26 protein-coding genes and 1 other RNA gene are annotated in these 26,286 nt (G+C 62.9%); 17 read left to right on the top strand and 10 right to left on the bottom strand.

Annotated elements, in window-relative coordinates:
- Window positions 1-35 precede the first annotated feature (35 nt).
- Window positions 36-509: a GNAT family N-acetyltransferase gene (locus tag VWZ81_RS03080; RefSeq protein WP_416535094.1), complete on the top strand. Its 474-nt coding sequence runs from the start codon at window positions 36-38 to the stop codon at window positions 507-509.
- Between the two features lie 399 nt (window positions 510-908).
- Here the strand turns inward: VWZ81_RS03080 and rpmG are convergent, their stop codons facing one another.
- From rpmG to gatC, 6 genes are all read right to left on the bottom strand, one after another.
- Window positions 909-1,076 (bottom strand): 50S ribosomal protein L33, encoded by a 168-nt coding sequence (gene rpmG / locus VWZ81_RS03075; RefSeq protein ID WP_007814563.1) that lies wholly within the window; start codon window positions 1,074-1,076, stop codon window positions 909-911.
- Window positions 1,077-1,183: 107 nt separating this feature from the next.
- Window positions 1,184-1,604: RNase P RNA component class A (rnpB, locus tag VWZ81_RS03070), an RNA gene on the bottom strand.
- A 171-nt stretch (window positions 1,605-1,775) separates the two neighbouring features.
- Window positions 1,776-2,486 carry an N-acetylmuramoyl-L-alanine amidase gene (locus tag VWZ81_RS03065; RefSeq protein WP_416542065.1) on the bottom strand — a complete coding sequence of 237 codons (711 nt, stop codon included), beginning with the start codon at window positions 2,484-2,486 and terminating at the stop codon, window positions 1,776-1,778.
- Between the two features lie 15 nt (window positions 2,487-2,501).
- Window positions 2,502-3,275 carry a hypothetical protein gene (locus VWZ81_RS03060; RefSeq protein WP_416542064.1) on the bottom strand — a complete coding sequence of 258 codons (774 nt, stop codon included), beginning with the start codon at window positions 3,273-3,275 and terminating at the stop codon, window positions 2,502-2,504.
- 39 nt (window positions 3,276-3,314) lie between these two features.
- Window positions 3,315-4,802, bottom strand: a complete 1,488-nt coding sequence (gene gatA / locus VWZ81_RS03055; protein WP_416535091.1) for an Asp-tRNA(Asn)/Glu-tRNA(Gln) amidotransferase subunit GatA — start codon at window positions 4,800-4,802, stop codon at window positions 3,315-3,317.
- Between the two features lie 3 nt (window positions 4,803-4,805).
- Entirely contained in the window at window positions 4,806-5,093 is a 288-nt protein-coding gene (gatC, locus tag VWZ81_RS03050; RefSeq protein WP_008561736.1) for an Asp-tRNA(Asn)/Glu-tRNA(Gln) amidotransferase subunit GatC, read from the bottom strand.
- A 193-nt stretch (window positions 5,094-5,286) separates the two neighbouring features.
- On the opposite strand from gatC, the gene VWZ81_RS03045 reads away from it, so the two are divergent.
- The gene (locus VWZ81_RS03045; protein WP_340546071.1) at window positions 5,287-5,979 is read left to right on the top strand and encodes a metal-dependent hydrolase; all 693 of its coding nucleotides are present in this window, start codon (window positions 5,287-5,289) and stop codon (window positions 5,977-5,979) included.
- Window positions 5,980-6,126: 147 nt separating this feature from the next.
- On the opposite strand, the gene VWZ81_RS03040 is transcribed toward VWZ81_RS03045, so the two are convergent.
- Together VWZ81_RS03040 and VWZ81_RS03035 are read right to left on the bottom strand one after the other, a co-directional pair.
- Window positions 6,127-6,750, bottom strand: coding sequence for a DNA-3-methyladenine glycosylase I (locus tag VWZ81_RS03040; protein ID WP_416542063.1), 624 nt, complete (start codon window positions 6,748-6,750; stop codon window positions 6,127-6,129).
- 83 nt (window positions 6,751-6,833) lie between these two features.
- On the bottom strand, window positions 6,834-7,295 hold the full coding sequence (locus VWZ81_RS03035) for a nucleoside deaminase (protein ID WP_340546073.1): 462 nt from the start codon (window positions 7,293-7,295) through the stop codon (window positions 6,834-6,836).
- Between the two features lie 62 nt (window positions 7,296-7,357).
- Here VWZ81_RS03035 and VWZ81_RS03030 point away from each other — a divergent pair, with 62 nt between their 5' ends.
- The 15 genes from VWZ81_RS03030 (at window position 7,358) to VWZ81_RS02960 (ending at window position 23,286) form a co-directional block, all read left to right on the top strand.
- The gene (locus VWZ81_RS03030) at window positions 7,358-8,710 is read left to right on the top strand and encodes a pseudouridine synthase (protein ID WP_416542062.1); all 1,353 of its coding nucleotides are present in this window, start codon (window positions 7,358-7,360) and stop codon (window positions 8,708-8,710) included.
- Between the two features lie 191 nt (window positions 8,711-8,901).
- Entirely contained in the window at window positions 8,902-9,819 is a 918-nt protein-coding gene (locus VWZ81_RS03025; protein WP_416542061.1) for a 5-bromo-4-chloroindolyl phosphate hydrolysis family protein, read from the top strand.
- Window positions 9,820-9,841: 22 nt separating this feature from the next.
- Entirely contained in the window at window positions 9,842-11,038 is a 1,197-nt protein-coding gene (locus VWZ81_RS03020) for a toxic anion resistance protein (protein ID WP_416541361.1), read from the top strand.
- Window positions 11,039-11,124: 86 nt separating this feature from the next.
- Window positions 11,125-12,009 (top strand): DUF2927 domain-containing protein, encoded by an 885-nt coding sequence (locus tag VWZ81_RS03015; protein ID WP_416542447.1) that lies wholly within the window; start codon window positions 11,125-11,127, stop codon window positions 12,007-12,009.
- A gap of 56 nt (window positions 12,010-12,065) precedes the next feature.
- Complete coding sequence (locus VWZ81_RS03010) at window positions 12,066-13,253, top strand: SPFH domain-containing protein (RefSeq protein ID WP_416542060.1); 1,188 nt, start codon at window positions 12,066-12,068, stop codon at window positions 13,251-13,253.
- An 87-nt stretch (window positions 13,254-13,340) separates the two neighbouring features.
- Window positions 13,341-13,868: a cytochrome b/b6 domain-containing protein gene (locus tag VWZ81_RS03005; protein ID WP_416542059.1), complete on the top strand. Its 528-nt coding sequence runs from the start codon at window positions 13,341-13,343 to the stop codon at window positions 13,866-13,868.
- Window positions 13,869-13,879: 11 nt separating this feature from the next.
- The gene (locus VWZ81_RS03000; protein ID WP_416542058.1) at window positions 13,880-15,034 is read left to right on the top strand and encodes a TFIIB-type zinc finger domain-containing protein; all 1,155 of its coding nucleotides are present in this window, start codon (window positions 13,880-13,882) and stop codon (window positions 15,032-15,034) included.
- 50 nt (window positions 15,035-15,084) lie between these two features.
- Window positions 15,085-15,756, top strand: a complete 672-nt coding sequence (locus VWZ81_RS02995) for a nitroreductase (RefSeq protein WP_416542057.1) — start codon at window positions 15,085-15,087, stop codon at window positions 15,754-15,756.
- 28 nt (window positions 15,757-15,784) lie between these two features.
- Window positions 15,785-16,231, top strand: a complete 447-nt coding sequence (dtd, locus tag VWZ81_RS02990) for a D-aminoacyl-tRNA deacylase (protein ID WP_416542056.1) — start codon at window positions 15,785-15,787, stop codon at window positions 16,229-16,231.
- Between the two features lie 476 nt (window positions 16,232-16,707).
- Window positions 16,708-18,294, top strand: coding sequence for an ABC transporter substrate-binding protein (locus VWZ81_RS02985; RefSeq protein WP_061048721.1), 1,587 nt, complete (start codon window positions 16,708-16,710; stop codon window positions 18,292-18,294).
- 14 nt (window positions 18,295-18,308) lie between these two features.
- Window positions 18,309-19,265, top strand: a complete 957-nt coding sequence (locus tag VWZ81_RS02980) for an ABC transporter permease (protein WP_416535138.1) — start codon at window positions 18,309-18,311, stop codon at window positions 19,263-19,265.
- Window positions 19,262-20,077, top strand: coding sequence for an ABC transporter permease (locus VWZ81_RS02975; protein ID WP_340546085.1), 816 nt, complete (start codon window positions 19,262-19,264; stop codon window positions 20,075-20,077). Before VWZ81_RS02980 ends, VWZ81_RS02975 begins: the two co-directional genes overlap by 4 nt.
- Window positions 20,074-21,711, top strand: coding sequence for an ABC transporter ATP-binding protein (locus VWZ81_RS02970; RefSeq protein ID WP_340546086.1), 1,638 nt, complete (start codon window positions 20,074-20,076; stop codon window positions 21,709-21,711). Before VWZ81_RS02975 ends, VWZ81_RS02970 begins: the two co-directional genes overlap by 4 nt.
- A gap of 123 nt (window positions 21,712-21,834) precedes the next feature.
- Entirely contained in the window at window positions 21,835-22,671 is an 837-nt protein-coding gene (locus tag VWZ81_RS02965; protein WP_260081714.1) for an alkaline phosphatase family protein, read from the top strand.
- A gap of 51 nt (window positions 22,672-22,722) precedes the next feature.
- Complete coding sequence (locus VWZ81_RS02960) at window positions 22,723-23,286, top strand: DUF4453 domain-containing protein (protein ID WP_340546087.1); 564 nt, start codon at window positions 22,723-22,725, stop codon at window positions 23,284-23,286.
- Window positions 23,287-23,317: 31 nt separating this feature from the next.
- Here the strand turns inward: VWZ81_RS02960 and VWZ81_RS02955 are convergent, their stop codons facing one another.
- On the bottom strand, window positions 23,318-24,244 hold the full coding sequence (locus tag VWZ81_RS02955) for an alpha/beta hydrolase (protein ID WP_416542055.1): 927 nt from the start codon (window positions 24,242-24,244) through the stop codon (window positions 23,318-23,320).
- Window positions 24,245-24,386: 142 nt separating this feature from the next.
- A complete protein-coding gene (locus VWZ81_RS02950) occupies window positions 24,387-26,282 on the bottom strand; it encodes an acyl-CoA synthetase (protein WP_340546089.1) in 1,896 nt (631 codons plus the stop codon).
- Between the last annotated feature and the right edge of the window lie 4 nt (window positions 26,283-26,286).

The following is a 26,286-nucleotide window of genomic DNA, read 5'->3' as shown; positions in this document are numbered from 1 at the left end:
GCCGGGACATGTCACGCAACGAATTTGAGACCCCGATGAGATTGATTGATATCGCCCCAAAAGAGGCGCACCGCATTGTCCCGCTGCTGCAAGAGCTGCACGCGCTGCATGTCACCCACCAGCCTGACCGCTACCCGGCCGATCCTGATGGTGCAGCGCTGGCCCGCTGGCTTGAGACATGGCTGAGCGAGCCAAGCCTGACCGCCCGCGCCGCCGTCAGCCCGCAGGGGCGGATCATGGGCTATGTCATCTATGGCATCGAGGAGCGCCCTGCCCTCCCCGTCCGCAGGGCCGAGACCCGCGCCATGCTGCACCATGTCGCCGTCGCCAAGAGCTGGCAGCGCATGGGTGTCGCAACCGCGCTGATCACCGATATGAAGCGCTCTGTGGCGGCCAAGGGCGTTCCGGTGATCGCAACCACATACGCCCCCTTCAACACCGCCTCTGCGGCGCTGATGCAGCGTATGGGCCTGCTGCCTGTGATGGTCATGGCCGAGTGGCGCCGCTGATCTGCGGCCACAACGAAAAACAGGAGGCGACCCCACCGTCGCCTCCTGTCATGGCCGCTCCCCCGAGCCGACCTGTGGTGCTGTGAACTTCCGAAACCGCGCGCTTCTGGCGCTGCATCCCGGACCCACTCTCTCACCCACATCCCAGGACATATGTGACGGCCAAATGTGGCATTTTCGGGCCGATCCGGCGCGCCTTCGGTGTTTTCATTTACCGAATTTTCATAAAATGCGCGCGACCGGCAGCCCGGCCAGCGGCGACCGGTCAGTGGCGCCAGGTCAGTCAGGCAACAGCGCGGCCACACGAAAAAGGGCCGCACCCTGGTGCGACCCTTCTGATCTACTGTCCCGAATATCGGGGGCGGTGTCGCGGCCGGAGGCAGCGCAACACCAAGAGGCTCATTTGATTTTGCCTTCTTTGTATTCAACGTGCTTGCGCACGACCGGGTCGTACTTCCGCACAACCATTTTCTCGGTCATGGTGCGTGCGTTTTTCTTGGTCACGTAGAAGTGGCCCGTGCCCGCGGTCGAGTTCAGGCGGATCTTGATTGTGGTCGGCTTCGCCATGGTATTCTCCTGCGTCCGAAAAGGCAGGGGCCTCTCGGTAAATTCCTATATGAGCGTGCGCTTTTACCTGCACCACCCCGCGAGTCAATAGGATTCGAGGGGATATTTTGCGCAGAGGGCCTGTAAGCCGGATTTTGTTCCAGGGCCAGGGCCCCTTCGACGACCATTCATCTAGGATGCACATTGCTGTGCACCTCCAGCTGCCAACCCGACCCCTCTTGGCCAAAACATGCCTAGCGGCGGTATCGGCTGACGCCGACCGGCCCGCGCGGGGGTCCTATTTGGCATTGCTCCCGGTGGGGCTTGCCGTGCCGCCCCTGTTGCCAGCGGCGCGGTGGGCTCTTACCCCACCGTTTCACCCTTACCCACATGGGATCACCTGACAGGCAGGCGCATATGGGCGGTCTGTTTTCTGTGGCGCTCTCCGTCAGATCGCTCTGCCCGGGCATTACCCGGCACCGTTGTTTTGTAGAGTCCGGACTTTCCTCGCGACGCCTTGCGGCCCCCCGCGGCCGTCCGGCCCTCTGCGCAGGGGTTGGGGTAGAAACTACTGCGCCCAAGGTCAAGCGGATAGTGCACCGGGGGCGTTGCCCCCTCGCGCCTGCGGCGCTCACCCCCAGGATATTTGCGGCCAGAAGATGCCGGGACGCTCTCTATCTTCTGGCGTCAAATATCCCGGAGCGCGAGGCAGAGCCTCGCTCAGGCCTCTGCCCGGGACGCATCGGTCAGCAGCGGCAGGACGTCCCTGTCGGTCAAGGGACCGGTCTGCCATGGCCGGAATCTGAGGCGCACCGCCTGCAGCAGGGTGGCGTCATCCACATCCGCCGTAAAGCCACGCCGCCGCGCCAGAGCGCGAAAGCAGTCCATCCCGACGTCGGTCTCTGGCCGCGCCGCAGCACCCGGCACGGCGCTGGCCAGCCCCTGTCTGGCCAGCCGCGCCCAGTCAAAGCGGGCGCCCGGGTCACATTTGCGCCCCGGCGCCATGCAGGAATGCCCGATCACACCGGAGGCCGGGATCCGCCAGCGCAACAGCACAGCCCGCAGCAGCTCCTCCAGCCGGTTCATCTGGGCTGCGGAAAACGGATGATCGCCCCGGTTGTCCAATTCGATCCCGATCGAGCGGGAGTTGATATCCTCCTGCCCGCACCATTCCCCGGCGCCGGCATGCCAGGCGCGGTCGGCCTCCCTGACCATCTGCCACAGCCGTCCGTCAGCGGCGATCAGGTAATGGGCCGACACCTCGTACCGCGGGTCGCAGAGCCGCTCCAATGCGACCTCGGGACTGTCCATCGCGGTGTAATGCAGCACAACCAGATGCGGCGTCAGATCATGGCGGCGCGCAGTGAAATTGGGACTGGGGTGCCAGATGGCATCCGTCCCGGTGTCAGCAGAGGTCGGCGGAGGTGTCATGAGGCGCCAGCCGCCTCAGTTCTGCACCGCAAGCCGATAGGGCGCTGGATCCCAGCCGCAGGCGTAGCCGTCCCCATCGGGATCAAGCGCCTGGCGGTCACGTTTCGGGCCGCCCGCTTCGAGAAAGGCAATCTGGGCCAGTTCCGGCGAGGCAAATCCGGCGCAGTTGCGCGAGGAGCGGGCCGCCAGGTTGAAGCCGGAGCGTGAATAGATCCGCTGCCCACGCGGGTTGGAGGTGCTGAGCGCATAGCGCACGATATTGGGATCGCGGTCGCCGCTGCGTTCGGGCACTGCGGTGGGGCTGACCACCTGATATTGGGCGCGCTGACGGGCCAGACGCTCGGCATCGCTTTCGATGCTTTGGCGCGAGGCGACCGCATCGAAATCATTCTCGTCGGAGATCCGCGGATTGCCCGCAAGGGCCGGTGCCGGGTTTGACGGGCTGGCCTCGATCGGTGCGGTGCCCGAGTTGCCGCGTGCAGCCGCGAGGGCCGCGGCGGTTTCGCGGGCAATATCGTCGCTGCTGCCGGTCGCGGGTGCGAGGGATCCGGCGCTGCCGCCTGCGGCTGCGATGCGGGGGGCGGGCTGCGCGCTGCCCGGCAAGCTCTCGGTTGCGACGCGGACCGGCGGCACCAGCGGATCGCCATTAATCGTGGTGCCTGTCGCCGGTGCCCGGTCAAAGGGGCTGGAGCCAAATCCGGCCTCGGGGCCACTTTCAGGCACCGGAGGCTGGCACGCAGCCAGCAGCACAAGACTGCTGGTCGCCAAGATGGACCGGAATAGACGCATGATCACCACCTGTTGGTTCTGCTCAGATCAGGACAGGGTTTACCACCATTGGGCCGGCTTGGCCACAAAACCGGCGGCCCCTTCCAGCGCATAGGCCGTATTCAGCAGATCGCCCTCTTCCCAGGGGCGGCCAATCAGCTGAAGCCCCAGCGGCAGGCCCTGCGCATCAACACCGGCCGGAACCGAAATGCCGGGCAGACCGGCGAGGTTCACGGTGACGGTAAAGACGTCATTGAGATACATCTGCACCGGATCCGCGTCGATCATTTCGCCGAGGCCAAAGGCGGCCGAAGGTGTCGCCGGGGTCAGGATCGCGTCAATGCCCTGGGCGAAGACGTCTTCGAAGTCTTTCTTGATCAGGGTGCGGACCTTGCGGGCGCGGTTGTAATAGGCGTCGTAGAAACCGGCCGAGAGAACATAGGTCCCCACCATCACGCGGCGCTGCACCTCATGGCCGAAGCCTGCGGCGCGGGTTTTTTCGTACATTTCGGTAATGCCATCGCCCGCCTCCAGCGCCGCGCGCTGGCCATAGCGCACACCGTCATAGCGCGCGAGGTTGGAGGAGGCCTCGGCCGGCGCGATCACGTAATAGGCAGGCAGGGCGTATTTGGTGTGCGGCAGGGAGATATCGACGATCTCGGCCCCGGCGGCACGCAGCATCTCGGCGCCTTCGGACCAGAGTTTCTCGATTTCGCCGGGCATTCCATCCATGCGGTATTCACGCGGGATACCGATTTTCTTGCCCTTGATATCGCCGGTCAGCATCGCCTCGAAGTTCGGCACCGCCAGATCGGCGCTGGTGCTGTCCTTGGGGTCGTGGCCACACATCGCCTCAAGCATCATTGCCGCATCGCGCACCGATTTGGTCATCGGGCCCGCCTGATCCAGGGAGGAGGCAAAGGCCACCACCCCCCAGCGCGAGCAGCGCCCATAGGTGGGCTTGATGCCCGTGATCCCGGTAAAGGCGGCCGGCTGGCGAATCGAGCCGCCAGTGTCGGTGCCGGTAGCCGCTAGGCACAGATCCGCAGCCACGGCCGCTGCGGAGCCGCCGGAGGAGCCGCCCGGTGTCAGCTCGGCAGTATCATTGCCGCGCCGCCAGGGACTGACCGCGTTACCATAGACGGAGGTTTCATTGGACGAGCCCATGGCGAATTCGTCCATGTTCAGCTTGCCCAGCATGACAGCGCCTGCATCCTGCAGCTGCTGCGATACGGTGGATTCATATTCGGGTTTGAAACCTTCCAGAATGCCGGAGGCGGCCTGGCTGGCGACACCTTTGGTGCAGAACAGATCCTTGATGCCGATCGGCAGGCCGCACATGGCGGGCGCATCGCCTGCCTTGATCCGTGCATCTGCTGCCTTGGCGCGCTCCAGCGCGATCTCGGGCGTCTTGTGCACAAACGCGTTCAGCGCATCTGCGGCCTCGATGGCCTTGAGGCAGGCCTTGGTCAGCTCGACAGAGGTGGTCTCGCCCTTGCGCAATGCGTCACGGGCTTCGGACAGGGTGAGTTTGTTGAGTTCGGTCATGTCTTATTCAACCACCTTGGGCACTGCAAAAAACCCTTCGCGGGCATCGGGGGCATTGGCCAGGATCTTGTCCTGCTGATTGCCATCGGTCACCTCGTCGACGCGGCGTTTCAGGCGCTGCGGCGTCACCGACGTCATCGGTTCGACGCCCTCAACATCCACCTCGTTCAGCTGCTCGATAAAGCCGAGGATGGTGTTGAACTCATCCGCCAGTGCTGGCAGCGCGTCCTCTTCGACCTTGATACGGGCCAGTTTGGCCACTTTTGCGGCGGTGCTTTGGTCAATCGACATGGAAACCCTCATCTCGTGTTAGGACGCATTTACCGCCGCACCGCCGCCGCCGCAAGCCTGTGGCGGCGCGAAACCCCGGTGAAATCGGCGTGACGGAGCGCGGGCGAGTGGATTTTCGCACCAAGCGCGATAGGCTTAGGCCAAGACGATGCGCCAGCGGGGCCGATCGTAACAGTATTGAGGGAGACAGAACATGAAGATCATCTGGTTGGGCCATGGCAGTTTTCGCATCGAGACCGCAGGGCAGGTTCTACTGGTCGATCCCTGGCTCACCGGCAATCCCATGCTCGCCGAGGACCAGCATGACGCCGCGATCACCGGCGCCACCCATATCATTCTGACCCATGCGCATTTCGACCATGTGATCGACGTGCTGGCGCTGGCGCGACGCCTGGATGTGCCGATTGTGGGGCAATATGACCTGATGGGCATCTGGGGCGAGACCGAGGAGGTCACCACCATCGGCTTCAACAAAGGCGGAACTGTCAATCTGGACGGGCCGCAACTGGCGATGGTGCCTGCCTCGCACAGCTCGACCTTTGCCACCCAGGACGGGCTGCGCACCGGGGGCAGCGAAGTCGGCTACATGCTGATGAGTGAAAACAAGACGCTCTATATCTCGGGCGATACCGGGTTGATGGCCGATATGGACTGGATGGGGGATTACTACAAACCCGACATCGGCATCCTGAGCGCGGGCGGGCATTTCACCATGGATATGGCGCAGGCGGCCTATGCGGCGACACGGTATTTCAACTTCAAGACCGTGATCCCCTGCCACTACCGCACGTTCCCGATCCTTGAGCAGAGCGCCGAGAAACTGGCCGAGGCGCTGCCGGATGTGACGGTGATCGAGCCGCAGGTTCTGGACGTAATCGACGTCTAGCCGACAGGCTCCCGCCCGGACCCCGGTCTGCGGTGCAGATCCGGTCCCGTTGGGCATGGCGCCGCCCCGGCCGGGGCGGCGCGGGCACGCGCGAAAGCCTGGTAGCGCGCTGACCTCAAAAGCGCGAAGATCACGCGTGCGGCCTGATCACTCGCCGCCGGATAAGGCCGGGGATTGAAAGCTGGCGCGCGCCCTGGCCGCCTGCGCGCGGCAGATGCAATGCTCCGCGTGATCATTGACCAGCCCCATCGCCTGCATGAAGGCAAAACAGGTGGTGGGGCCGACAAATTTCCAGCCCCGTTTCTTCAGCTCTTTTGACAGCGCGATGGACTGCGGCGTGATAGAGGCCGTCTGCGGCGGCACCTGCGCATCGGGACCGGGTTCAAACCGCCAGAAAAACGCCGCCAGCGAGCCCTCCTGCCTGACCATCTCCTGCGCGCGCCGGGCATTGTTGATCACCGCCTCGACCTTGCCGCGATGGCGGACAATGCCTGCATCCTGCAACAGGCGCTCCACATCTGCCGGACCAAATTCCGCCACGCGGTCCCAGTCAAAACCATGGAAGGCGGCGCGGAAGTTCTCCCGCTTGGCCAGAATGGTCCGCCAGCTCAGGCCGGATTGAAAGCTCTCCAGACAGATCTTTTCAAACAGGCGGCGATCATCTGCCACCGGATAACCCCATTCCTGATCGTGATAGGCCAGAAACTCGGGCGCGGATCCAGCCCAGCCACAGCGCAGCTGCCCGTCATCTGCCAGATATTCCTTGCTCATCACTCGCCCCCCTTTTCGGCAGTGCAGGCCGCTCATCTGCTGGCCCGCTGCGCCGCCACGCTACGGGCAGGAAATCAGCGCGGTCAACCGTCCCCGGCGCGACGCGCCGCAAAGAACTCCTTCAGCAGGGTTTCAGCCGGCTCTGCGCTAATGCCATCGTAAACCTCGGGCGCGTGATGAGCCTGCGGGTGCGAGAACACGCAGGCACCATGGGCGACGCCACCGGATTTCGGATCGGACGCCCCGTAGTAAACACGCCCGATGCGGGCGGCAGCAATCGCCGCCGCGCACATCGCGCAGGGTTCCAGCGTCACGTAAAGGTCGTGACCGGTCAACCGCTCGGAACCGGCGGCGGCGCAGGCCGCACGGATCACCAGCACCTCGGCATGGGCGGTGGGGTCGTTCAGTTCGCGGGTGCGGTTGCCCGCCTGTGCCACGACACGGCCATCCGGCGCGATCAGCACGGCGCCCACCGGCACCTCGCCGCGCGCGGCGGCTGCGCGCGCCTCGGCAAGGGCAATATCCATATGAGAACGAAACGGCATAGCTCTCCCTGCCCCAGAATGGGAGCTTTCGCAACCGCGCGGAATGATCTATGGCCTCAGGTATGAGCAAAACACCATCCTCCCCCAAGGGCCAGCGCCCCGCAGCGGCGAAACCAGCCCGCGCCAGCAAGAAACCGACCGCCCCCTCCGCAACCGGCGAGAGCCCGGACGGCGACCGCATCGCAAAGGTGCTGTCGCGCGCCGGTGTTGCATCGCGGCGCGAGGCCGAAAAGATGATCGCCGAAGGGCGTATCGCCGTGAACGGCAAGGTCATCGACAGCCCGGCGCTGAATGTGGTGTTGGGCAAGGACCGGATCGTGGTGGATGGCATGCCGATGCAGGATCCGGAGCCGCCGCGCCTGTGGATGTATCACAAACCAGCGGGGCTGGTGACCACCACCAGCGACGAGCTGGACCGCCGGACCATCTTTGATGAGCTGCCCGAGGACATGCCCCGTGTGATGACGGTCGGCAGGCTTGACCTCAACTCCGAGGGGCTGCTGCTGCTGACCAATGACGGTGGCATCAAGCGGCAGCTGGAGCTGCCGTCGACCGGCTGGCTGCGCCGCTACCGGGTGCGGATCAACGGCCGACCGAAGGACAGCGATTTTGAACCGCTGCGTCAGGGGCTCGTGATCGAGGGAGAGAGATTTCAGCCGATGACGGTCGCGCTGGATCGTCAGCAGGGCGCAAACGCCTGGCTGACCATTGGCCTGCGCGAAGGCAAGAACCGGGAGATCCGCCGCGCCATTGAGGATATCGGGTTCACCGTGAACCGCCTGCTGCGCCTGTCGTATGGGCCGTTCCAGCTGGGCAATCTGAAGCCAGGCGAAGTCGAGGAGCTGCGTCCGCGTGTGGTGCGCGATCAGCTGGGTCTGACCGGTCCCGAGACCGAGGAAGACGACAAGCCCAAGCGCCCAGGCCGCCCGGTACGACAGCGCCCCGGTGCCGCGAAACCGGCGGGCAAGCCAGCGACGAAAGCCGGCGCAAGACCAGCGACAAAACCAGGCGGCAAGCCCGTCGGAAAACCTGCCGGAAAACCGGCGGGCCGTTCATTTGCAGGCTCGGACCGCTCTGGCGACAAATCCGCAGAGCGTTCAGGCGCCCGGCCCGCCGGCCAGTCCGGTCCTGGCGGCGCGTCCGGCGGCAAATTTTCAGGCAAGGGCAAACCCGCTGACCGGTTCGCCGGAAAGCCCGGCGGAAAACCGGCGGGTCGCAGCACCGAGACGCCGGGCGGCAGACCGACCGGAAAGCCGACTGGCAAGCAAGCTGGCAAACCGACCGGAAAACCGATGGGCAAGCCGACAGGCAAACCGACCGGAAAATTCGGCGGCAAACCCGCAGGCGGCGGAGCTGGCCGTGATGCGGGTCGCAGTTCAGCCCCACGCGGTGGCGGCAAACCGCCCCGGCGCTGAGCCACCGCCAAAGACGGCCCTGCGGCGAAGGCCTGAGACTTCCCCCTAGCAAGATGGCGCTGCATATCCTAAGTTTCCAATTGCTTGGAGCGCTCATCTCGGGGGAATAAACGTGCAGAAACTCGCCTTTGTGGCCTTGCTGATCCTGATGATCGGTCTGGCAACCGGCTGGCTGGTCGGAGGCTGATCGCATGGCGCGGCGTTTTGGCGGCAAATACAGTCCCGACGAACAAGAGCGGAAAGCCGCCGATGAACCGGCGTCGGGCGGCGCGGGCTCCAGTTCTGGCAGCTATCGCAATGCCCGCGTCGATCCGGTCGGAGCACGCGCCAATCTGATGGCGCTGCCTGCCGGTCTGGTCGCGCTGATGTCCGTTTTTTCGGGGGCTGCCGGTCTCGCCTTTGGGCTGCTTGCGGCCGCGACATGGGCCGGATCGGCCTATCTGCTGCGCGACGGGCTGAGGGCCGAGGCCGCTTATGACGATCGCAAGGTCGCCCGTCGCCCTGCCCTGCCCCGCAAGATCCTCGCCGCGCTGCTCTGCGGTGTCGGCGCGCTGTTTGCCGCCTGGCGGCAGGACCCCGGCGCGCTGACGGCGCTGATCTATGCCGCGGCGGCGAGCGGCCTGCATCTGGCGGCCTTTGGGCTTGATCCCCTGCGCAACAAGGGCGCCGAGGGCATCGACGATTTCCAGCGCGACCGGGTCGCCCGTGTCGTCGAAGAGGCGGAAACCTATCTCTCGGCCATGAAGGATGCTGCTCTGCGCGCCCGTGACCGCGAGGTCGAACAGCGGGTTGAGGCCTTTCAGGAGGTGGCGCGCGATCTCTTCCGCACGGTTGAGGAAGACCCCCGCGACCTGACCGGCGCGCGGCGCTATCTGACCGTCTATCTGATGGGCGCGCGCGACGCCACGATCAAGTTTGCCGATATCTATACGCGCAGTGGCGACCCCCGGTCGCGCGAGGATTATCTGGCGCTGCTGCGCGACCTTGAGGAAAACTTTGCCGCCCGCACCCGCAAGATGCTGCTGGAGGACCGCACCGATCTGACCGTTGAAATCGACGTGCTGCGGGACCGTTTGCAGCGCGAGGGCGTTCACCTGGACCCCCGCTGACACAGCCATAAGGAACTTCGACATGTCCAAGACGACCCAGACGAAAGCCGCCCAGGAGGCTCAGCTGATCTCCGAAATCACCGCGATCACATTGCCGGAGCCGACGGCCGAAATCCAGTCTCTGGATCAGGCCGACGCCGCCACCAGTGCAGACATCCAGTCGCGCATGGCGCAGATCGACATGTCCGACAGCAACTCGATCATCAACTTCGGCTCCGGTGCGCAGGCTGAATTGCAACAGATCAGCCAGGCCATGCTGACCGATGTGCGCAACAAGGATGTCGGCCCTGCCGGCGATTCCCTGCGCAATATCGTCACCACGATCCGCGGCTTTTCGGTGTCCGAACTGGATGTGCGCCGCAAGCGCAGTTTCTGGGAGCGGCTGCTGGGTCGCGCTGCGCCCTTTGCGAAGTTCACCGCGCGATTTGAGGATGTGCAGGGCCAGATCGACCGCATCACCGACAATCTGCTTGGCCATGAGCATCAGCTGCTGAAGGATATCAAGTCGCTTGATCTGCTCTATGCCAAGACGCTGAGCTTCTATGACGAACTGGCGCTCTATATTGCAGCAGGTGAGGCCAAGCTGGCCGAACTGGACAGCAAGGAAATCCCGGCGCTGGAGGCGGCAGTGGCCGCCGCACCGGAGGCCGATCAGGTGATGCGCGCGCAGGAGCTGCGTGACATGCGCGCGGCCCGCGACGATCTGGAACGTCGGGTGCATGATCTGAAGCTCACGCGCCAGGTGACGATGCAGTCGCTGCCGTCGATCCGGCTGGTGCAGGAGAATGACAAATCGCTGGTGACCAAGATCAATTCGACGCTGGTCAATACCGTGCCGCTCTGGGAGACCCAGCTGGCACAGGCTGTTACCATCCAGCGCTCCGCCGAGGCGGCGGCGGCGGTGCGCGATGCCAATGACCTCACCAATGAGCTGCTGACCTCCAACGCGGCCAATCTGCGCGAAAGCAACAAGATGATCCGACAGGAGATGGAGCGCGGTGTCTTTGATATCGAAGCGGTGAAACAGGCGAATGCGGATCTGATCGGCACCATTCAGGAAAGCCTTCAGATCGCCGATGAGGGCAAGGCCAAGCGCGCCGCCGCCGAGGCGGAGCTTAAGAAGATGGAAGCGGAGCTGCGTGACACGCTGGCCTCGGCAAAGGCGCGGCGCGACGGGGTCGGCGATACCGCCGCCACGGCGGTTCCCGGCACCGCATGACCGCAGCCGCGCCGATATCGCAGCGCGCCCGAAGGCGACGGCTGGTGCCGGTGCTTGTCGGCGCGCTGGCCGGGACTGCGTTCCTGATGGGATGCGATCCCCTCGCTCAGCGCACCTCGCTGGTGCCGCCGACACGCCCGGCCAATCTCGCCCCGCAGCCCAAGCCGCCCTCCGCCGAGAGCCAGCGGCTGGCCCGCTACTATGGCGCCCTCCAGCAGGACCTGCTGACGCGCGGGCTGCTGCGGACCGATGGGGGCGGGCCGGAGACGCCCTATGACGCCGATGATCTGCGCCGGAATTTTGAGCAGATCGCCTTTTACGACGAATATGGCAGCAGCAATCTGCGCACCTCCGGCGCGCTTGGGCGCTGGGACGGGCCGGTGCGTCTGCGGGCCGATTTTGGCCCCTCGGTCAGCGCTGAACAGCAGCAGACGGATCGCGCCACCCTTGATGCCTATGCCGCCCGTCTGGCCCGGATCACCGGCCATCCGATCAGCACCACCACCAGCCGTGCGCGCGCCAATTTCAACGTGATTTTTGCAGGCGCCGACGACAGCGCCTATGTCGCCGACCGCGTGCGGGAGATCCTGCCGTCGATCAGCGACGCCGACCTAGAGGTTTTTGCCAACCCGCCGCAGAGCTACTATTGTCTGGTGCGCGCCGGGGGGCTGCAGGCGGATCCATCGTCCTATATGCGCGGGGTCGCGCTTATCCGCGCCGAGCACCCGGATCTGGCGCGGCGCAGCTGTATCCACGAGGAAGTTGCCCAGGGCCTTGGCCTGCGCAACGACAGCCCGCAGGCGCGCCCCTCGATCTTCAACGATGATGACGAATTTGCGCTGCTGACCAGCCAGGATGAGAAACTCCTGAAAATCCTGTACGATCCACGCCTGCGCACCGGCATGTCCGCCGATGAGGCGCGGCCCATCGTGCAAGCCATCGCATATGATATCATGGGAGAGCCGCAGTAGCGGCTCCGCATTTGCCGACCCCGATGCCCCGGCATCGCCGAAAGAGGATGAAGACAATGGGTATTTTCGACTTTCTCAAGGGAGAGTTCATCGACGTCATCCACTGGACCGACGACACCAATGACACGCTGGTCTGGCGGTTCGAGCGCGAAGGCCACGCGATCAAATACGGCGCCAAGCTGACGGTGCGCGAAGGTCAGGCGGCGGTTTTTGTGCATGAAGGTCAGCTGGCCGATGTCTTCACCCCCGGTCTCTACATGCTGGAGACCAACAACATGCCGATCATGACCACCCTGCAACATTGGGATCACGGCTTTCAGTCGCCCTTCAAATCCGAGATCTACTTTGTCGACACCACCCGGTTCAATGATCTGAAGTGGGGCACCAAGAACCCGATCATGGCGCGCGACCCGGAGTTCGGGCCGGTCCGTCTGCGCGCCTTTGGCACCTATAGCATCCGGGTGGTGGACCCGGCCCGGTTCCTGAGCGAGATCGTCGGCACCGATGGTGAGTTCACCATGGATGAAATCTCCTTCCAGATCCGCAATATCATCGTCCAGCAGGTGAGCCGGGTTCTGGCAGGCTCCGGCATTCCGGTTCTGGATATGGCTGCAAATACCGCCGATCTGGGCAAGCTGGTGGCGGCAGAGATTTCCGCCACGGTGGCCGAATACGGCATCGCGATCCCCGAGCTCTATATCGAGAATATCTCGCTGCCCGCCGCGGTTGAACAGGCGCTGGACAAGCGCACACAGATGGGAATCGTCGGTGATCTTGGCCGCTATACGCAGTTCTCCGCCGCCGAGGCGATGACCGCCGCCGCCCAGGCGCCCAATAGCGGCATGGGGGCCGGAATGGGCATGGGGATGGGCATGGCAATGGCCCAGCAGATGGCGCAGATGGCGCAGCCGGGTGCCGCCGCTCATGCAGCGGGTCAGACCAGCGGTCCCTGGGGCGCGCGGCCCGCACCCGCTGCGCCGCAGGCCGCCGCGCCGGTGGCGCCGCCGCCTCCACCGGTGGAACATGTCTGGCACATCGCCGAGAACGGTCAGACCACCGGCCCCTATTCCAAGGCCCGACTGGGGCGAATGGCACAGGAGGGCGGATTGCGCCGGGACAGCCTGGTCTGGACACCCGGTCAGGACGGCTGGAAGGAGGCAGGCGATGTCATCGAACTGGCGCAGCTGTTCACCATCATGCCACCGCCGCCTCCGCCACCGCCGCCCGCACCGCCTGCTGGCTGACATCACACAATCCCGAGGGCGCTGCGATCATCGGCGCCCTTTCTCAGGACCGACCGCAGCCCTTGTGCCACGAAGGACCTTCTGCATATGACCCGACGCAGCGCGCTCAAATGGCTCCACTGGCTGAGCCTTGGATTGATCCTCTATTTCTTTCTCGTGGAACCGGAGGAGAACCGCGCCGATCCGGGGCTGGCGCTGGCCACCCACGCGGGCGTCGGCCTGCTCCTTGCCGTGGTCGTGCTGATCTGGACGCTTGTCTATCTGCGCAAAGGGCTGGCCGGGCGCGCCGGTCCCAAGCTGCCGGGCTGGGCCAAACGGTTCCACGGGTTGAACCACCGTGTCTTGCAGATCGGCCTGCCGGTCATGGTCGCAACCGGGGCGCTGGCCGGGGTGCTGGCTCCCTTTGCGATCCGCGCTTTTGGGGTGTTGCCGATCAATCCGGCCGCAGGCAGCCGCACACTGCATGAGCTGGCTAAAGAGCTGCATGAACTTGCCTTTGATGCGCTGCTCATTGTCATCGTCCTGCATGGGCTGTTCCATCTGTGGCGCCATTTCCTGTTGAAGGACAACGCCCTGCGCATCATGGTGCCGAAACTGCTGCATAGATATCTTTGAGGCTTCCCCACGTGACCCAGCCCCCACCGCCGCCGCCCTCCGGCCTGTCGCCTGCCGAGAGCTCCGCCAGCGCCGAGACGCAGGCACCGCTTGAGGAACATCGGTTCCCCTGCGAGCAATGCGGCGCGGATTATCGCTATGATCCTGAAAACGGCACGCTGACCTGCGATCATTGCGGCCACCGGGAAGCGATCCGATCCGGCCCGTGGCGGGGTGGCAGCCTGCGGGAGCTGGATTTCGAGACGGCGCTCTCCTCGGGGCTGGCCGAGGCCGACATGGAAGAAACCCGCGTGTTGCGCTGTCCGAACTGCGCCGCGCAGGTGGAATTTGACCAAAAGGACCATGCGGGGGAATGTCCGTTCTGCGCCACGCCGATGGTCACAGACACCGGGATCCACCGTCATATCAAGCCCAAGGGCGTGCTGCCCTTCGCCTTTGATGAGCGCAGCGCCCATAAGGCGATGTCGGACTGGCTGGGCCAGCTGTGGTTTGCGCCGAGCGGCCTGCAACAATATGCCCGCAAAGGCAGGCGCATGGACGGCATCTATGTCCCCTACTGGACCTTCGACGCCGACACCCGCTCGCAGTATCGCGGCCAGCGCGGCACCGTCTATTATGTCACCGAAACCGTGATGGTCGACGGCAAGCGCCAGTCGCGGCAGGTGCCGAAGATACGCTGGCGGCCGGTCTCGGGGCGGGTGCAGCGGTTCTTTGACGATGTGCTGGTGCTCGCCTCCAAGAGCCTGCCGAAAAAGAACACCGATGCGCTGGAGCCCTGGGACCTGTCGGCGCTGGAGCCTTACCAGCCGCAGTATCTGGCCGGGTTCCGGGCCGAGGCCTATGCGGTGGAACTGGACGATGGCTACGGCGAGGCGACTGCGCGGATGCGCCGGGTCATCGAACGCGACGTGCGTTTTGACATTGGCGGGGATCGGCAACGGATCGAACATATCGACAGCGATTTTTCCGATATCACCTTCAAACATGTGCTGCTGCCGGTCTGGCTGGCCGCTTATAAATATCGGGGCAAGACTTATCGTTTTGTGGTTAACGGGCAATCCGGTCGGGTACAGGGAGAACGCCCCTATTCGGTGTGGAAAATTGCCGCCGCCGTTGCTCTGGCACTGCTGATCGGCGCTGCTGTGGCCTATTTCGGATCACGCTGACATTCCGCGCCGAGGCCACGACCCCCCCGAAGCCGACATAAGGATCCGCCATGACCACCCTTCCTGCGCTTGATGCGCTGTTCAGCCGCCGTCACAGCTGTCGCGGCTTTCGCCCCGATCCGGTACCCCGTGCGGTTATCGAGGATATCCTGCGTTGCGCCCAAAAAGTGCCCTCCTGGTGCAATGCCCAGCCCTGGCAGGTGACGCTGTTCAGCGGCGCGGCGACGGATGCACTGCGGGTGGCCCTGGCGGAGGCGGTCGCAAAGGATCCTGTTGCCCCCGACCTCCCCTTTCCCGAGCGGTACAGTGGCGACTACAAGGCGCGGCGACAGGCCTGCGGCTGGGCGCTTTATGAGGCGGTTGGTGTTGAACGCGGCGATCGCGCCGCCTCTCACCGGCAGATGATGCGCAACTTTACGCTTTTTGACGCCCCCCATTGCGCGATCCTGACCAGCCCCAAGGAGCTTGGCCCCTATGGTGCGCTGGATTGCGGTGGCTTTGTCACCGGGTTCACGCTGGCCGCAACCGCAGCGGGCGTTGCCAGCATCGCGCAGGCGGCTGTTGCCACCTATGCGCCGATGCTGCATCAGCTCTGCGACATACCGGAGGATCGAAATATCCTTTGTGCGCTGTCTTTCGGCTATGCCGATCCCGACCACCCGGCCAACCAGTTCCGCACTGAACGCGCTGAACTGCGCGACTTCACCACCTGGCGCGACTGACGCCGCATATCATTGAGTAGGATAATCCATGCGTGCCCTGATCCAGCGAGTGTCCGAGGCGTCTGTCACCGTCGACGGCGATATCATCGGTGAAATCGGTGAAGGCCTGCTGATCCTGATCTGCGCGATGGCGGGGGACAGCGCGGCCGAAGCGGATCAGATGGCGGCCAAGATCAGCAAGCTGCGGATTTTCCGCGATGAGGCGGGCAAGATGAACCGCTCGGTGAAGGACATCGGCGGCGGCGCGCTGGTTGTCAGCCAGTTTACGCTGGCCGCCGATACCCGCCGTGGCAACCGGCCCGGCTTCTCCAATGCCGCCGCGCCGGATCTGGGCCGCGCGCTTTACACCCGGTTTGCCGATCAGCTGGCGGCGCTTGAGGTGCCTGTGGCGCGCGGGTCCTTTGGGGCCGACATGAAGGTTGCGCTGATCAACTCCGGTCCGGTGACCATCTGGATGGACAGCGCGGACTGGTGAACTGCGCTTTTCTGCGGGCGGATTGCGGTTAGGTTGCGGATGTCGTTTTCCGTCATGTCCTGACGCGCCCATTGGTGCCAAAGCAAGCATCCGAAATCGCGCAAATGCGCCAGATCGGCCATCGCGCCCGCAGCTGCGGCCTGTCGCAAAACCGGCTCGGATCACCCGTTTTGGCCGAAAATCAGGCGGGGTCCACCATCCATTGGCGAAATACGGGGTGCGGCGGCGATAATAATTGGCATCGCGAGTGCATTGGTTTTTTCCACATATTGTCCCACCAGCCATTCACTTCTTACCAAATACGACATACCAGTTCCAAAAGACGACGGGATCACCGTCTCTTTATGCCTTCGCCATCCCCGCCTGCGCCAGAAAGCACGCTAATAAGGGTTGCGAGGTCGCAGCAAATGCGCAAACCTTGAATGACAATTCAAGAAATGACGTGTTCAGCGTCTAGATACGACAGGGAGTCCGCAATGAAAGACCAGATTGATTTCATGACGCAAAGCGTCACCTCCGGGAAAATGACCCGGCGTGAATTCATGGGCAAAACCGCCGCACTCGGCATCAGCGCCGCAGTAGCAGGCAGCCTGTTTGCCCGCGCCGTCGAGGCCGCAGGCCCGGTCAAAGGGGGCACGCTGAAGCTCGGCTCAATCGGCGGCGGCAGCACCGACTCGCTCGATCCCGCCGTGGCCGCAAGCCAGGTGCCCTACCACAATCTTTATCAGTTCGGTGAAACGCTGGTGAACGTGACGCCCGAAGGCGGCATCGAAAACCGTCTCGCCGAAAGCGTTGAAGCCAGTGCAGACGCCAAGACCTGGACCTTCAAGATCCGCAAGGGCGTTGAATTCCACAACGGCAAGGCGGTGACGGCCGAGGACGTGATGCGCACCATGGAGCGCCACTCCAACGAGGACAGTAAATCGGGTGCGCTCGGCATTATGCGCGGCATCGAAAGCATGAAGGCCGATGGCGACAACTTCGTCGTCTCGCTGACCACGCCCAATGCCGACCTGCCCTATCTGATGGCCGATTATCACCTGATGATCCAGCCTGATGGCGGCTTTGACAACCCGGCAGCGGGCATCGGTTCCGGTGCCTATATGCTGGTCGCCGATGAGCCGGGCGTGCGCCATATGTGGAAGAAGAACCCCAACTACTGGGATGACACCCGCGGCCATGTCGATGAAGTCGAAATCGTGGTCATCAACGACGCCACCGCCCGTATGGCGGCGCTGCAATCGGGTCAGGTGCATATCGCCAACCGTGTTGAGCCCAAGGTTGCAGGTCTCCTCGACCGTGCACCGAACCTGACCGTGCGCAACGCAGCCGGTCCGGGCCACTATGTGTTCATCATGCATTGCGACACCGCTCCGTTTGACAACAACGAGCTGCGCCTGGCGCTTAAATATGCCATCAACCGTGAGGAAATGGTCGATAAGGTTCTGCGCGGCTATGGCTCCGTCGGTAACGACATGCCGATCAACTCCGCCTATCCGCTGTTTGATGACAGCATCCCGCAGCGCCCGTTTGATCCGGCCAAAGCGGCAGAGCACTACAAGAAATCCGGCCATGATGGCAGCCCGATCACCCTGCGGGTGTCGGATGTTGCCTTCCCGGGTGCATTGGATGCAGCCCAGCTGTTCCAGCAGTCGGCCAATGCCGCCGGTATCCCGCTGGAACTGAAGCGCGAGCCCGGTGATGGTTACTGGTCCGAAGTCTGGAACGCCCAGCCGTTCTGTGCCTCCTACTGGGGTGGCCGTCCGGTGCAGGATCAGATGTATTCGACCGCTTATCTGTCGACCGCAGACTGGAACGACACCCGCTTCAAGCGCGAAGACTTTGACCAGCTGTTGTTTGCCGCCCGCGGCGAGCTGGACGAAGCCAAGCGCAAGGCGCTCTACAGCCAGATGGGCATGATGGTGCGGGACGAAGGCGGTCTGATCTGCCCGATGTTCAACGACTTCATCGAAGCGACCAGCAGCAAGGTTCAGGGTTGGGTGGTGGATTCCACCGGCGACACCATGGCCGGCAAATGGTCGCATAAGTGCTGGTTGGCCTGATAGAGGTCCATGCCATGCACCCCGTCGTGAAACTTGTGTCCCAGCGCCTCGCGCTGGGACTAATTCTCTTGATCGCCGCATCCGTGCTCATCTTCATGGGCACCTTGATCCTGCCCGGCGATGTGGCGCAGTCCATTCTGGGCCAGTCGGCCACGCCCGAGGCACTTGCCAACCTGCGCGAGGAACTGGGGCTGAATGAACCGGCTGTTCTGCGCTATTTCGACTGGCTGTTCGGCGCCCTGCAAGGTGATCTGGGCACCGCCCTGACCAATGGTCAGGACATTGCAACCAGCATTGGCCGCCGTCTTGGCAACACGCTGTTCCTGGCGTTCTGGGCTGCCGTGATCTCGGTTCCCTTGGCGATCTTCCTGGGCCTTCTGGCGGTACGTTACCGCGACCGCTGGCCTGACAAACTGATCTCGGCCGTGACATTGGCCTCGATCTCGATCCCGGAATTCCTGATCGGCTATCTGCTGATCTATTTCGTTGCGGTGCAGATGGGCTGGTTCAGCTCGGTCGCAATGATCAATGAATCCATGAGTCTGCTGGAAAAACTGAACGCCATTGCCCTGCCCGTCGCGGTGCTGACACTGGTGGTTCTGGCGCATATGATGCGCATGACGCGGGCGGCGATCCTCAATGTGATGCAATCGGCCTATATCGAGACGGCGGAGCTGAAGGGGCTGAGCACCTTCAACGTGATTGCCCGTCACGCCTTTCCCAATGCCATCGCACCGATCGTCAATGTGGTGATGCTGAACCTCGCCTATCTGGTGGTCGGTGTCGTGGTGATCGAGGTGGTTTTTGTCTACCCGGGCATGGGCCAGTATCTGGTCGACCACGTGTCCAAGCGTGACGTCCCGGTGGTGCAGGCCTGCGGCCTGATCTTTGCCGCCGTCTACATCGTGCTGAACATGATTGCCGACATCGTGGCGATCCTGTCGAACCCGCGTCTGAGGCATCCGAAATGAAAAATATCCCTATCTCTGCAATGATTGGGCTGTTCTTCACGGCCCTCTACTTCCTGATGGCGATCTTTGCACCGCTACTGGCCCCCTATGGGATGGCTGAAATTGTCGGTGACGTATGGGAGCCGCGCTCGGCTGAGCATCTCCTTGGCACCGACAATATCGGTCGTGATCTTCTCAGCCGGATGATCTATGGCGGACGCACCACCATCTTCATCGCCACTGCGGCCACCATCCTGTCCTTTGTCACCGGATCGGTGCTGGGCTTCTTTGCCGCCGTTGCCGGTGGCTGGGTGGATCAGGTGATGTCGCGGCTGGTCGATCTGGTGATGTCGATCCCGACGCTGATCTTTGCCCTTGTGGTGCTGTCGGTGATGCCGGTGACCGTGCCGGTTCTGATCGTGGTTATGGGTCTGCTGGACTCCACCCGCGTCTATCGTCTTGCCCGTGCTGTTGCGGTGGATATCGAGGTGATGGACTACGTCGAAGCCGCGCGTCTGCGAGGGGAGAAAACCGCCTGGATCATCTTCCGCGAAATCCTGCCCAACGCGCTGTCACCGCTGGTGGCCGAAATGGGCCTGCGGTTCATCTTCATGGTGCTGTTTGTCTCGACGCTCTCTTTCCTCGGCCTTGGCGTGCAACCGCCAGAAGCCGACTGGGGCGGGATCGTGAAAGAAAACAAGGAAGGCATCGTCTATGGCATTCCAGCGGCACTGCTGCCTGCCATCGCCATCGCCACCCTTGCGATCTCGGTCAACCTTGTCGCGGACTGGGTCCTGAACCGCACAACCTCGCTGAAAGGAGGCCGCGGATGAGCGAACCTCTTATGAAAGTGCGCAATCTCAAGATCGGCGCAACTGTCTACCCGCCGGGGGAAAAGCCCCATGACATCGAAATCGTGCATGGTGTCAGCTTTGATCTGCAACCGGGCAAGGTGCTGGGGCTGATCGGCGAATCCGGCGCCGGAAAATCCACCATCGGGCTGGCCTCCATGGCCTATGGCCGGGGCGGTGTGAAGATCACCGGCGGCGAGGTCTGGGTGAATGGCCGCGATATCCTGCAATCCAAACTGCGCGATATCCGTCGCCTGCGCGGCGGCGAGGTCACCTATGTCTCGCAATCGGCGGCGGCCTCGTTCAACCCGGCCAAGAAAATCATGGAACAGGTGATCGAAGCGGCGGTTGAACAGGGCAAGTTCTCCAAGAAAGAGGCCGAAGCCCGCGCCCGCGCGCTTTTTGCCAAGCTGGGTCTGCCCGATCCCGACAATATCGGCGAGCGCTATCCGCATCAGGTCTCCGGCGGTCAGCTGCAACGCTGCATGACGGCGCTGGCGCTCTGCCCGGAGCCGGATCTGGTGGTCTTTGACGAGCCGACAACGGCGCTGGATGTGACGACCCAGATCGAGGTGCTGATGGCGATCAAGGAAGCCATCCGCGACACGGGTGTGGCTGCACTCTATATCACCCACGACCTTGCGGTGGTGGCACAGGTGAGCGACGACATCATGGTGCTGCGCCACGGCAATATGGTGGAATACGGCCCCGTCGATCAGATCATCAACGCCCCGCAGGAGGAGTACACACAGGCGCTGGTCTCGGTGCGCTCCATCACCCATGAGGAAAAGGCCCCGACCTCGGAGCCGGTGCTGAGCGTGCGCAATATCACCGCGCGCTACCAGGGCACCAAATTCGATGTGCTGCATAATGTGAACGTCGACCTGCACCCCGGTCAGACGCTGGCCGTGGTCGGAGAATCCGGCTCTGGTAAATCGACACTGGCACGGGTGATCACCGGGCTATTGCCACCGCGCGAGGGTGATATCGAGTTTGCCGGGCGTCGGCTGTCCTCCGATCTGGCGGGACGCACCCGCGAGGATCTGCGCGAATTGCAGATGATCTATCAGATGGCGGATGTGGCGATGAATCCGCGCCAGACCGTCGGTACGATCATCGGCCGTCCGCTGGAGTTCTACTTTGGCATGAAGGGCGCCGAAAAGCGCAAGCGCATCATCGAACTGCTGGATGAGATCGAGCTGGGCGAAAGCTTCATCGACCGTTACCCGGCGGAGCTGTCGGGCGGACAGAAACAGCGGGTGTGTATTGCACGTGCGCTGGCGGCCAAGCCCAAGATGATCATCTGCGACGAGGTCACCTCGGCGCTGGATCCACTGGTGGCCGATGGCATTCTGAAGCTGTTGCTGGAACTGCAAAAGATCGAGAATGTCGCCTATCTGTTCATCACCCACGATCTCGCCACGGTGCGGGCGATTTCGGATAATATCGCGGTGATGTATCAGGGCCGCGTCCAGCGCTATGGCGGCAAGACCGAAGTGCTGTCGCCCCCCTTTGACGATTACACCGATCTGCTGCTCAGCTCGGTGCCGGAAATGCGGCTCGGGTGGCTGGAAGAGGTCATCGCCAACCGCAAGATGGAAAGTGCGGGCAACTAGCAGCCCAGCACCTGATATCCCCCCGTCACAGGCAACTGCGGCGGGACGCACTCAAAGGCGGCCGCAGGAACACTCCTCACGGCCGCCTTTTTAACTCACCTTTACAAGACCTTGGGTTCTGCGATGGACAACAAACTTCTCCTTATCATCTTGGACGGGGTGCCGTGGCGCAACTTCCGTCGGCTGTTTGGCAATCTGGAAGGCTGGGTCGACAGCGGCGAAGCGCGGGTCTGGAAACACCGTTCGGTGCTGCCCTCGATCTCCGCCAGCTGCTATGCCTCGATCCACACAGGTGTTGCCCCCGCCGAACATGGCTGCACCGGCAATGGCAATGTCTTCCGCTTGGGCCACAAGGATGTGTTCAGCCAGGTTCGCGAGGGCGGCGGCGTAACCGGTGCGGTTGCGCATAGTTTCTGGTCCTCCTTCTTCAACCGCCACCCCTATGACCCCGTGCGCGATGTTGAATATGACGAACCGGACAGCGCCACGATCAATCACGGGCGGTTCCATTCGATGACCGGCTACGGGTTGGACAACCAGATGACCCCGTCGGACGTCGATCTGTTTGGCACGCTGACAAACCTCTGCCTGCGGTTCGGGCTGAACTACGGAATGCTGCACACCTGCACGCTGGACAGCATGGGGCACCGGTTTTTCCACGATTGCCAGCAAATGGACCACGCCTGTTTCGTCATGGATGAGATGCTGGCGCCGTTTATCTTCAAATGGCGCGAAATGGGCTATGAGATCATCGTCACCGCCGATCACGGGCAGGATGATCGCGGCCACCACGGCGGGCGCAGCGCCCTGCAACAGGAAACCGCGCTGTATTATTTCGGCCCGGCCGAAGGCCCGGCGGAAGATGTGGTGATCGACCAGCGCCAGCTGGCGCCTACCATCCTCAGCCGCCTTGGTGCGCCCATCGCCGACACGATGAAGGCAAAATCTTTCCTCGGCTGAGGATCCATGGCAGGCTTATCGGACCGTCGCCGCGATCAACAGGAGCCTGCCATGCCCATCCGCTATCTTACACTACTGTTAACGCTGCTGCCCTTGCCCGCGTTTGCACAGGACGGCTGCGATGATCTGTGGTTCACGCGAAATCTGATCATGGACCGTGCCGGCTATTGTTTTGGAACGGTGCTGGGCCAAAGCGTTTTCGACAATAGCGATTGCCTCGGAAAATCCGTCGCGCTTGACCCGCAGAGCAACCGGCAGGTGCAGGACATCCGCGCGCTGGAGAAGTATCACGGCTGCAAGGTCAACACCGGGCGCAGGCAGTTGACGCTGAACGATACGCATCTGCGGCGGTTGCTGGTGGATCTGCCGATCCGCGATGAATTTGAAGGCGCCTGTCTGGGTTGGCTTGGCGCTCCGGTCCCGCTCCATTCCGGCCATAGTGCGGGCACCGCCCGTATCGGCACGATCCAACCCGGCGACACCATCGGCTATGCGCATCTTCCAGTGGGCAACTGGTCCTATGTCACCACCCACAGCAGCGACTGGCGGGTCAAGAGCGGCGGCTGGTACAACCGCGCAGCCGCCCCTGAAAACTGCCGCGACTTCGCAGGCTGATCATGTGCCAGGGGCCGGGTGACGACAGCGCTCACTCATAGGGCCAGAGCCCCTGCCCCAGCGCCTCCACGGCGACGGAGATCCGTTCGAAACTGTCACGGGCGCGGCCGACGCTATGGCGGGCGCGCAGATAGCCATGGACCAGCCCCTGTTCGTTGATCCAATGCGCTTTGCCACCGGCGGCCATGATCTTGTCGCGGTAATGGCGGGAATCATCGCGCACCGGATCACAGTCGGCAGTGATCAGCACCGTTGCGGGCAGGTTGGAAAAATCGGTATCGGCCAGCGGTTCGAGGGTCGGATCGCCCGTCGCCTGCGTGCCTTCCGGGCGGCGAATTGACCCGTAGTAGAGGATATCATCCCGTGTCAGCATCGGCGCCTGCGCATGTTCCAGATAAGAGCCCTGATTGATATCGCCACCAAAGGCGCCGTAGATCAGCACCTGCCCCACCAGCCGGTCAATACGTCCGCGCGCATGATGCGCCACGGCTGCACAGAGATTGGCACCGGCGCTGTCACCAGCCAGAACCAGATCCCCCTCAAAACTGTCGCGGATCCACTGCAAGACCGCCCAGGCGTCCTCAAAGGCCGCAGGGTGGCGATGTTCTGGGGCCAGACGGTAATCCACCGACACAACGCGATAACCGCTCTGGGCGCAAAGCTCGGCGCAGACGTCATCGTGGCTGTCCAATCCACCAACGACAAAGCCGCCGCCATGGCAGTACATCACCGTGCAGCCCGGCTCTCCGGCGGTGTAGATCCGCACCGGGACCGCCCCCACCAGCCGATCCTCGCAGCGGACCACATCCGGGCGCGCGACACGGAATTCAGCGGCCATGTCATCATAGACCTTGCGCTGTTCCGTGATCGACAGATCCACCGCATCATCCGGGTAACATTCGCCGGTTTTGCGGATAAAGGCCCAGGTTTCTTCGTCGATCAGCCGCTCGTAGTTCATCTCACCCGTTCCCTATCTTCATAGTCCGTCGAATGAGATTAGCAGCGCCGAAATCAAAAACCATGCTTTACAAATGAAAAAAGCGCCCGCGTGGGGCGCTTTCTGATGCTGGGGTGGCGCAGTGCCATCCGCCGTTCTGGGATCAGCCCTTTGGCATCGGCTCCCAGGGGCGGGTAAAGACACCAAGCACATCCGAAATATCGGAGGCCGAGGCGCCATTGGCCTCAACCTGGGCGACCAGACCGCGGCTTTTGTCGTCGACCACATGCTCGACGCGCGCAGGCAGGCCTGCCTTCAGCAGGGCCTCATTGTAGATCCGGGTGATGGCATTCTTGCGCAGATCAGGTTTGAACACCTTGCCCACGGCCGTCTTCGGCAGCTCATCCATCACCGTGACATGTTTCGGGATTGCCGCGCGTTCATGCACGTGGATCTTGCAATAGGCCAAAAGATCCTCCGGCGTCACGCTTGCGCCATCCACCAGCTCGACAAAGGCACATGGCACCTCGCCGGCATGGGCATCCGGCTGGCCGATTGCACCCGCAAAGGCGACGGCCTCATGCCCCAGCAGCGCCTCTTCGATTTCGGCCGGATCAATATTGTGGCCGCCGCGGATGATCAGATCCTTCGCCCGGCCCGTGATCCAGAGATAGCCATCCGCATCCAGACGGCCCAGATCGCCGGTGCGCAGATAGGTGTCCTTGTAGAACAGACCTTCGTTCTTCTCGACCTCGGTATAGGTATGACCGGCATAGACGCCGGGGCTCGAGATACAGATCTCACCGATCTCATCCACACCCAGCTCGACCATATCGCCATTGGTTGCCTTCACGATCTTGACGTCAGTGTAGGGCAGCGGAATGCCGATCGAGCCGATCTTCTTTTCGCCCTGAACCGGGTTGCAGGAGACCAGGCAGGTCGCCTCGGTCAGGCCGTAACCTTCGACAATGCTGACGCCCGTTGCGCTTTCGAACCGTTTGAACAGTTCGACCGGCAGTGGCGCCGAGCCGGAGAAGGCCGTCTTCACGGTCGAGACATCGGCATCGACGGGACGCTGCATCTTGGCCGAAATTGCAGTGGGCACGGTGATGATAAAGGAAATCTTCCAGCGTTCGATCAGCTTCCAGAAATTGTCAAAGACACCCTCGCCGCGATAGCCCTGCGGTGTCGGGAACACCACATGCGCCCCCGAGGCCACCGCCGCCATCAGGATCACATGGCAGGCAAAGACATGGAACAGCGGCAGCGGACACATGATATTGTCATCTGCGGTAAACAGCAGCTTACTGCCCAGCCAGCCGTTGTAGTTCATGCCGGAATAGGTGTGCTGCGCCACTTTGGGCATCCCGGTGGTGCCGCCGGTGTGGAAATAGCAGGCCACCCGGTCGCTGTCGGAATCCGCGAACGTCAGCTCGGTCGGATGCTTGCGCAGCTCTTTGTTGAAATTCTTGTAATCCGCATGGGCCAGCTTGTCCTTGCCCTCAAGCTTGGGGCGGATCATCGGTACAATCCAGGATTTTGGCGGCGTCAGATAGCGGTTGAGGTCGATTTCCAGAACCGTGTTCACCTTGGGCGCATGGCGCACCGCCTCCGCCACCTTCTGGGCGACGTCGGTCTTGGGGAAAGGCTTCAGCGTCACCACCACCTTCGCCCCGGTTTCGCGCAGGATCGAGGCGATCTGCTCCGGCTCAAGCAGAGGGTTGATCGGATTGGCGATGCCTGCCACAGCGCCGCCGAGCAGGGTCACGACGGTTTCATTGCAGTTCGGCAGGATATAGGCGACCACATCCTTTTCACCGATCCCCATGGACCGGAACATATTCGCCGCCTGGGTCACCTTGTCCTTCAGCTGGCGCCAGGTCAGGGTCTCGGCCTTATCCTTGGGACCAGAGAAAATCTGGTAGCTCACCGCGTTGTTGTCGGGAAATTTCCCGGCCGTACGGGACAGCAACCCATAAAGCGTCGTCGGCATATTCCGCTGCCCAAAAGGCATCTCGTTCGTTAGTGCCAAGCAGTCCGCAGCCGTGGCAAATCCCATTGGT

This window comes from Phaeobacter sp. JH20_34, from assembly GCF_048056095.1.
Taxonomy (GTDB): Bacteria; Pseudomonadota; Alphaproteobacteria; order Rhodobacterales; family Rhodobacteraceae; genus Phaeobacter; species Phaeobacter bryozoorum.
This window is presented reverse-complemented; position numbering and strand designations above follow the sequence as displayed.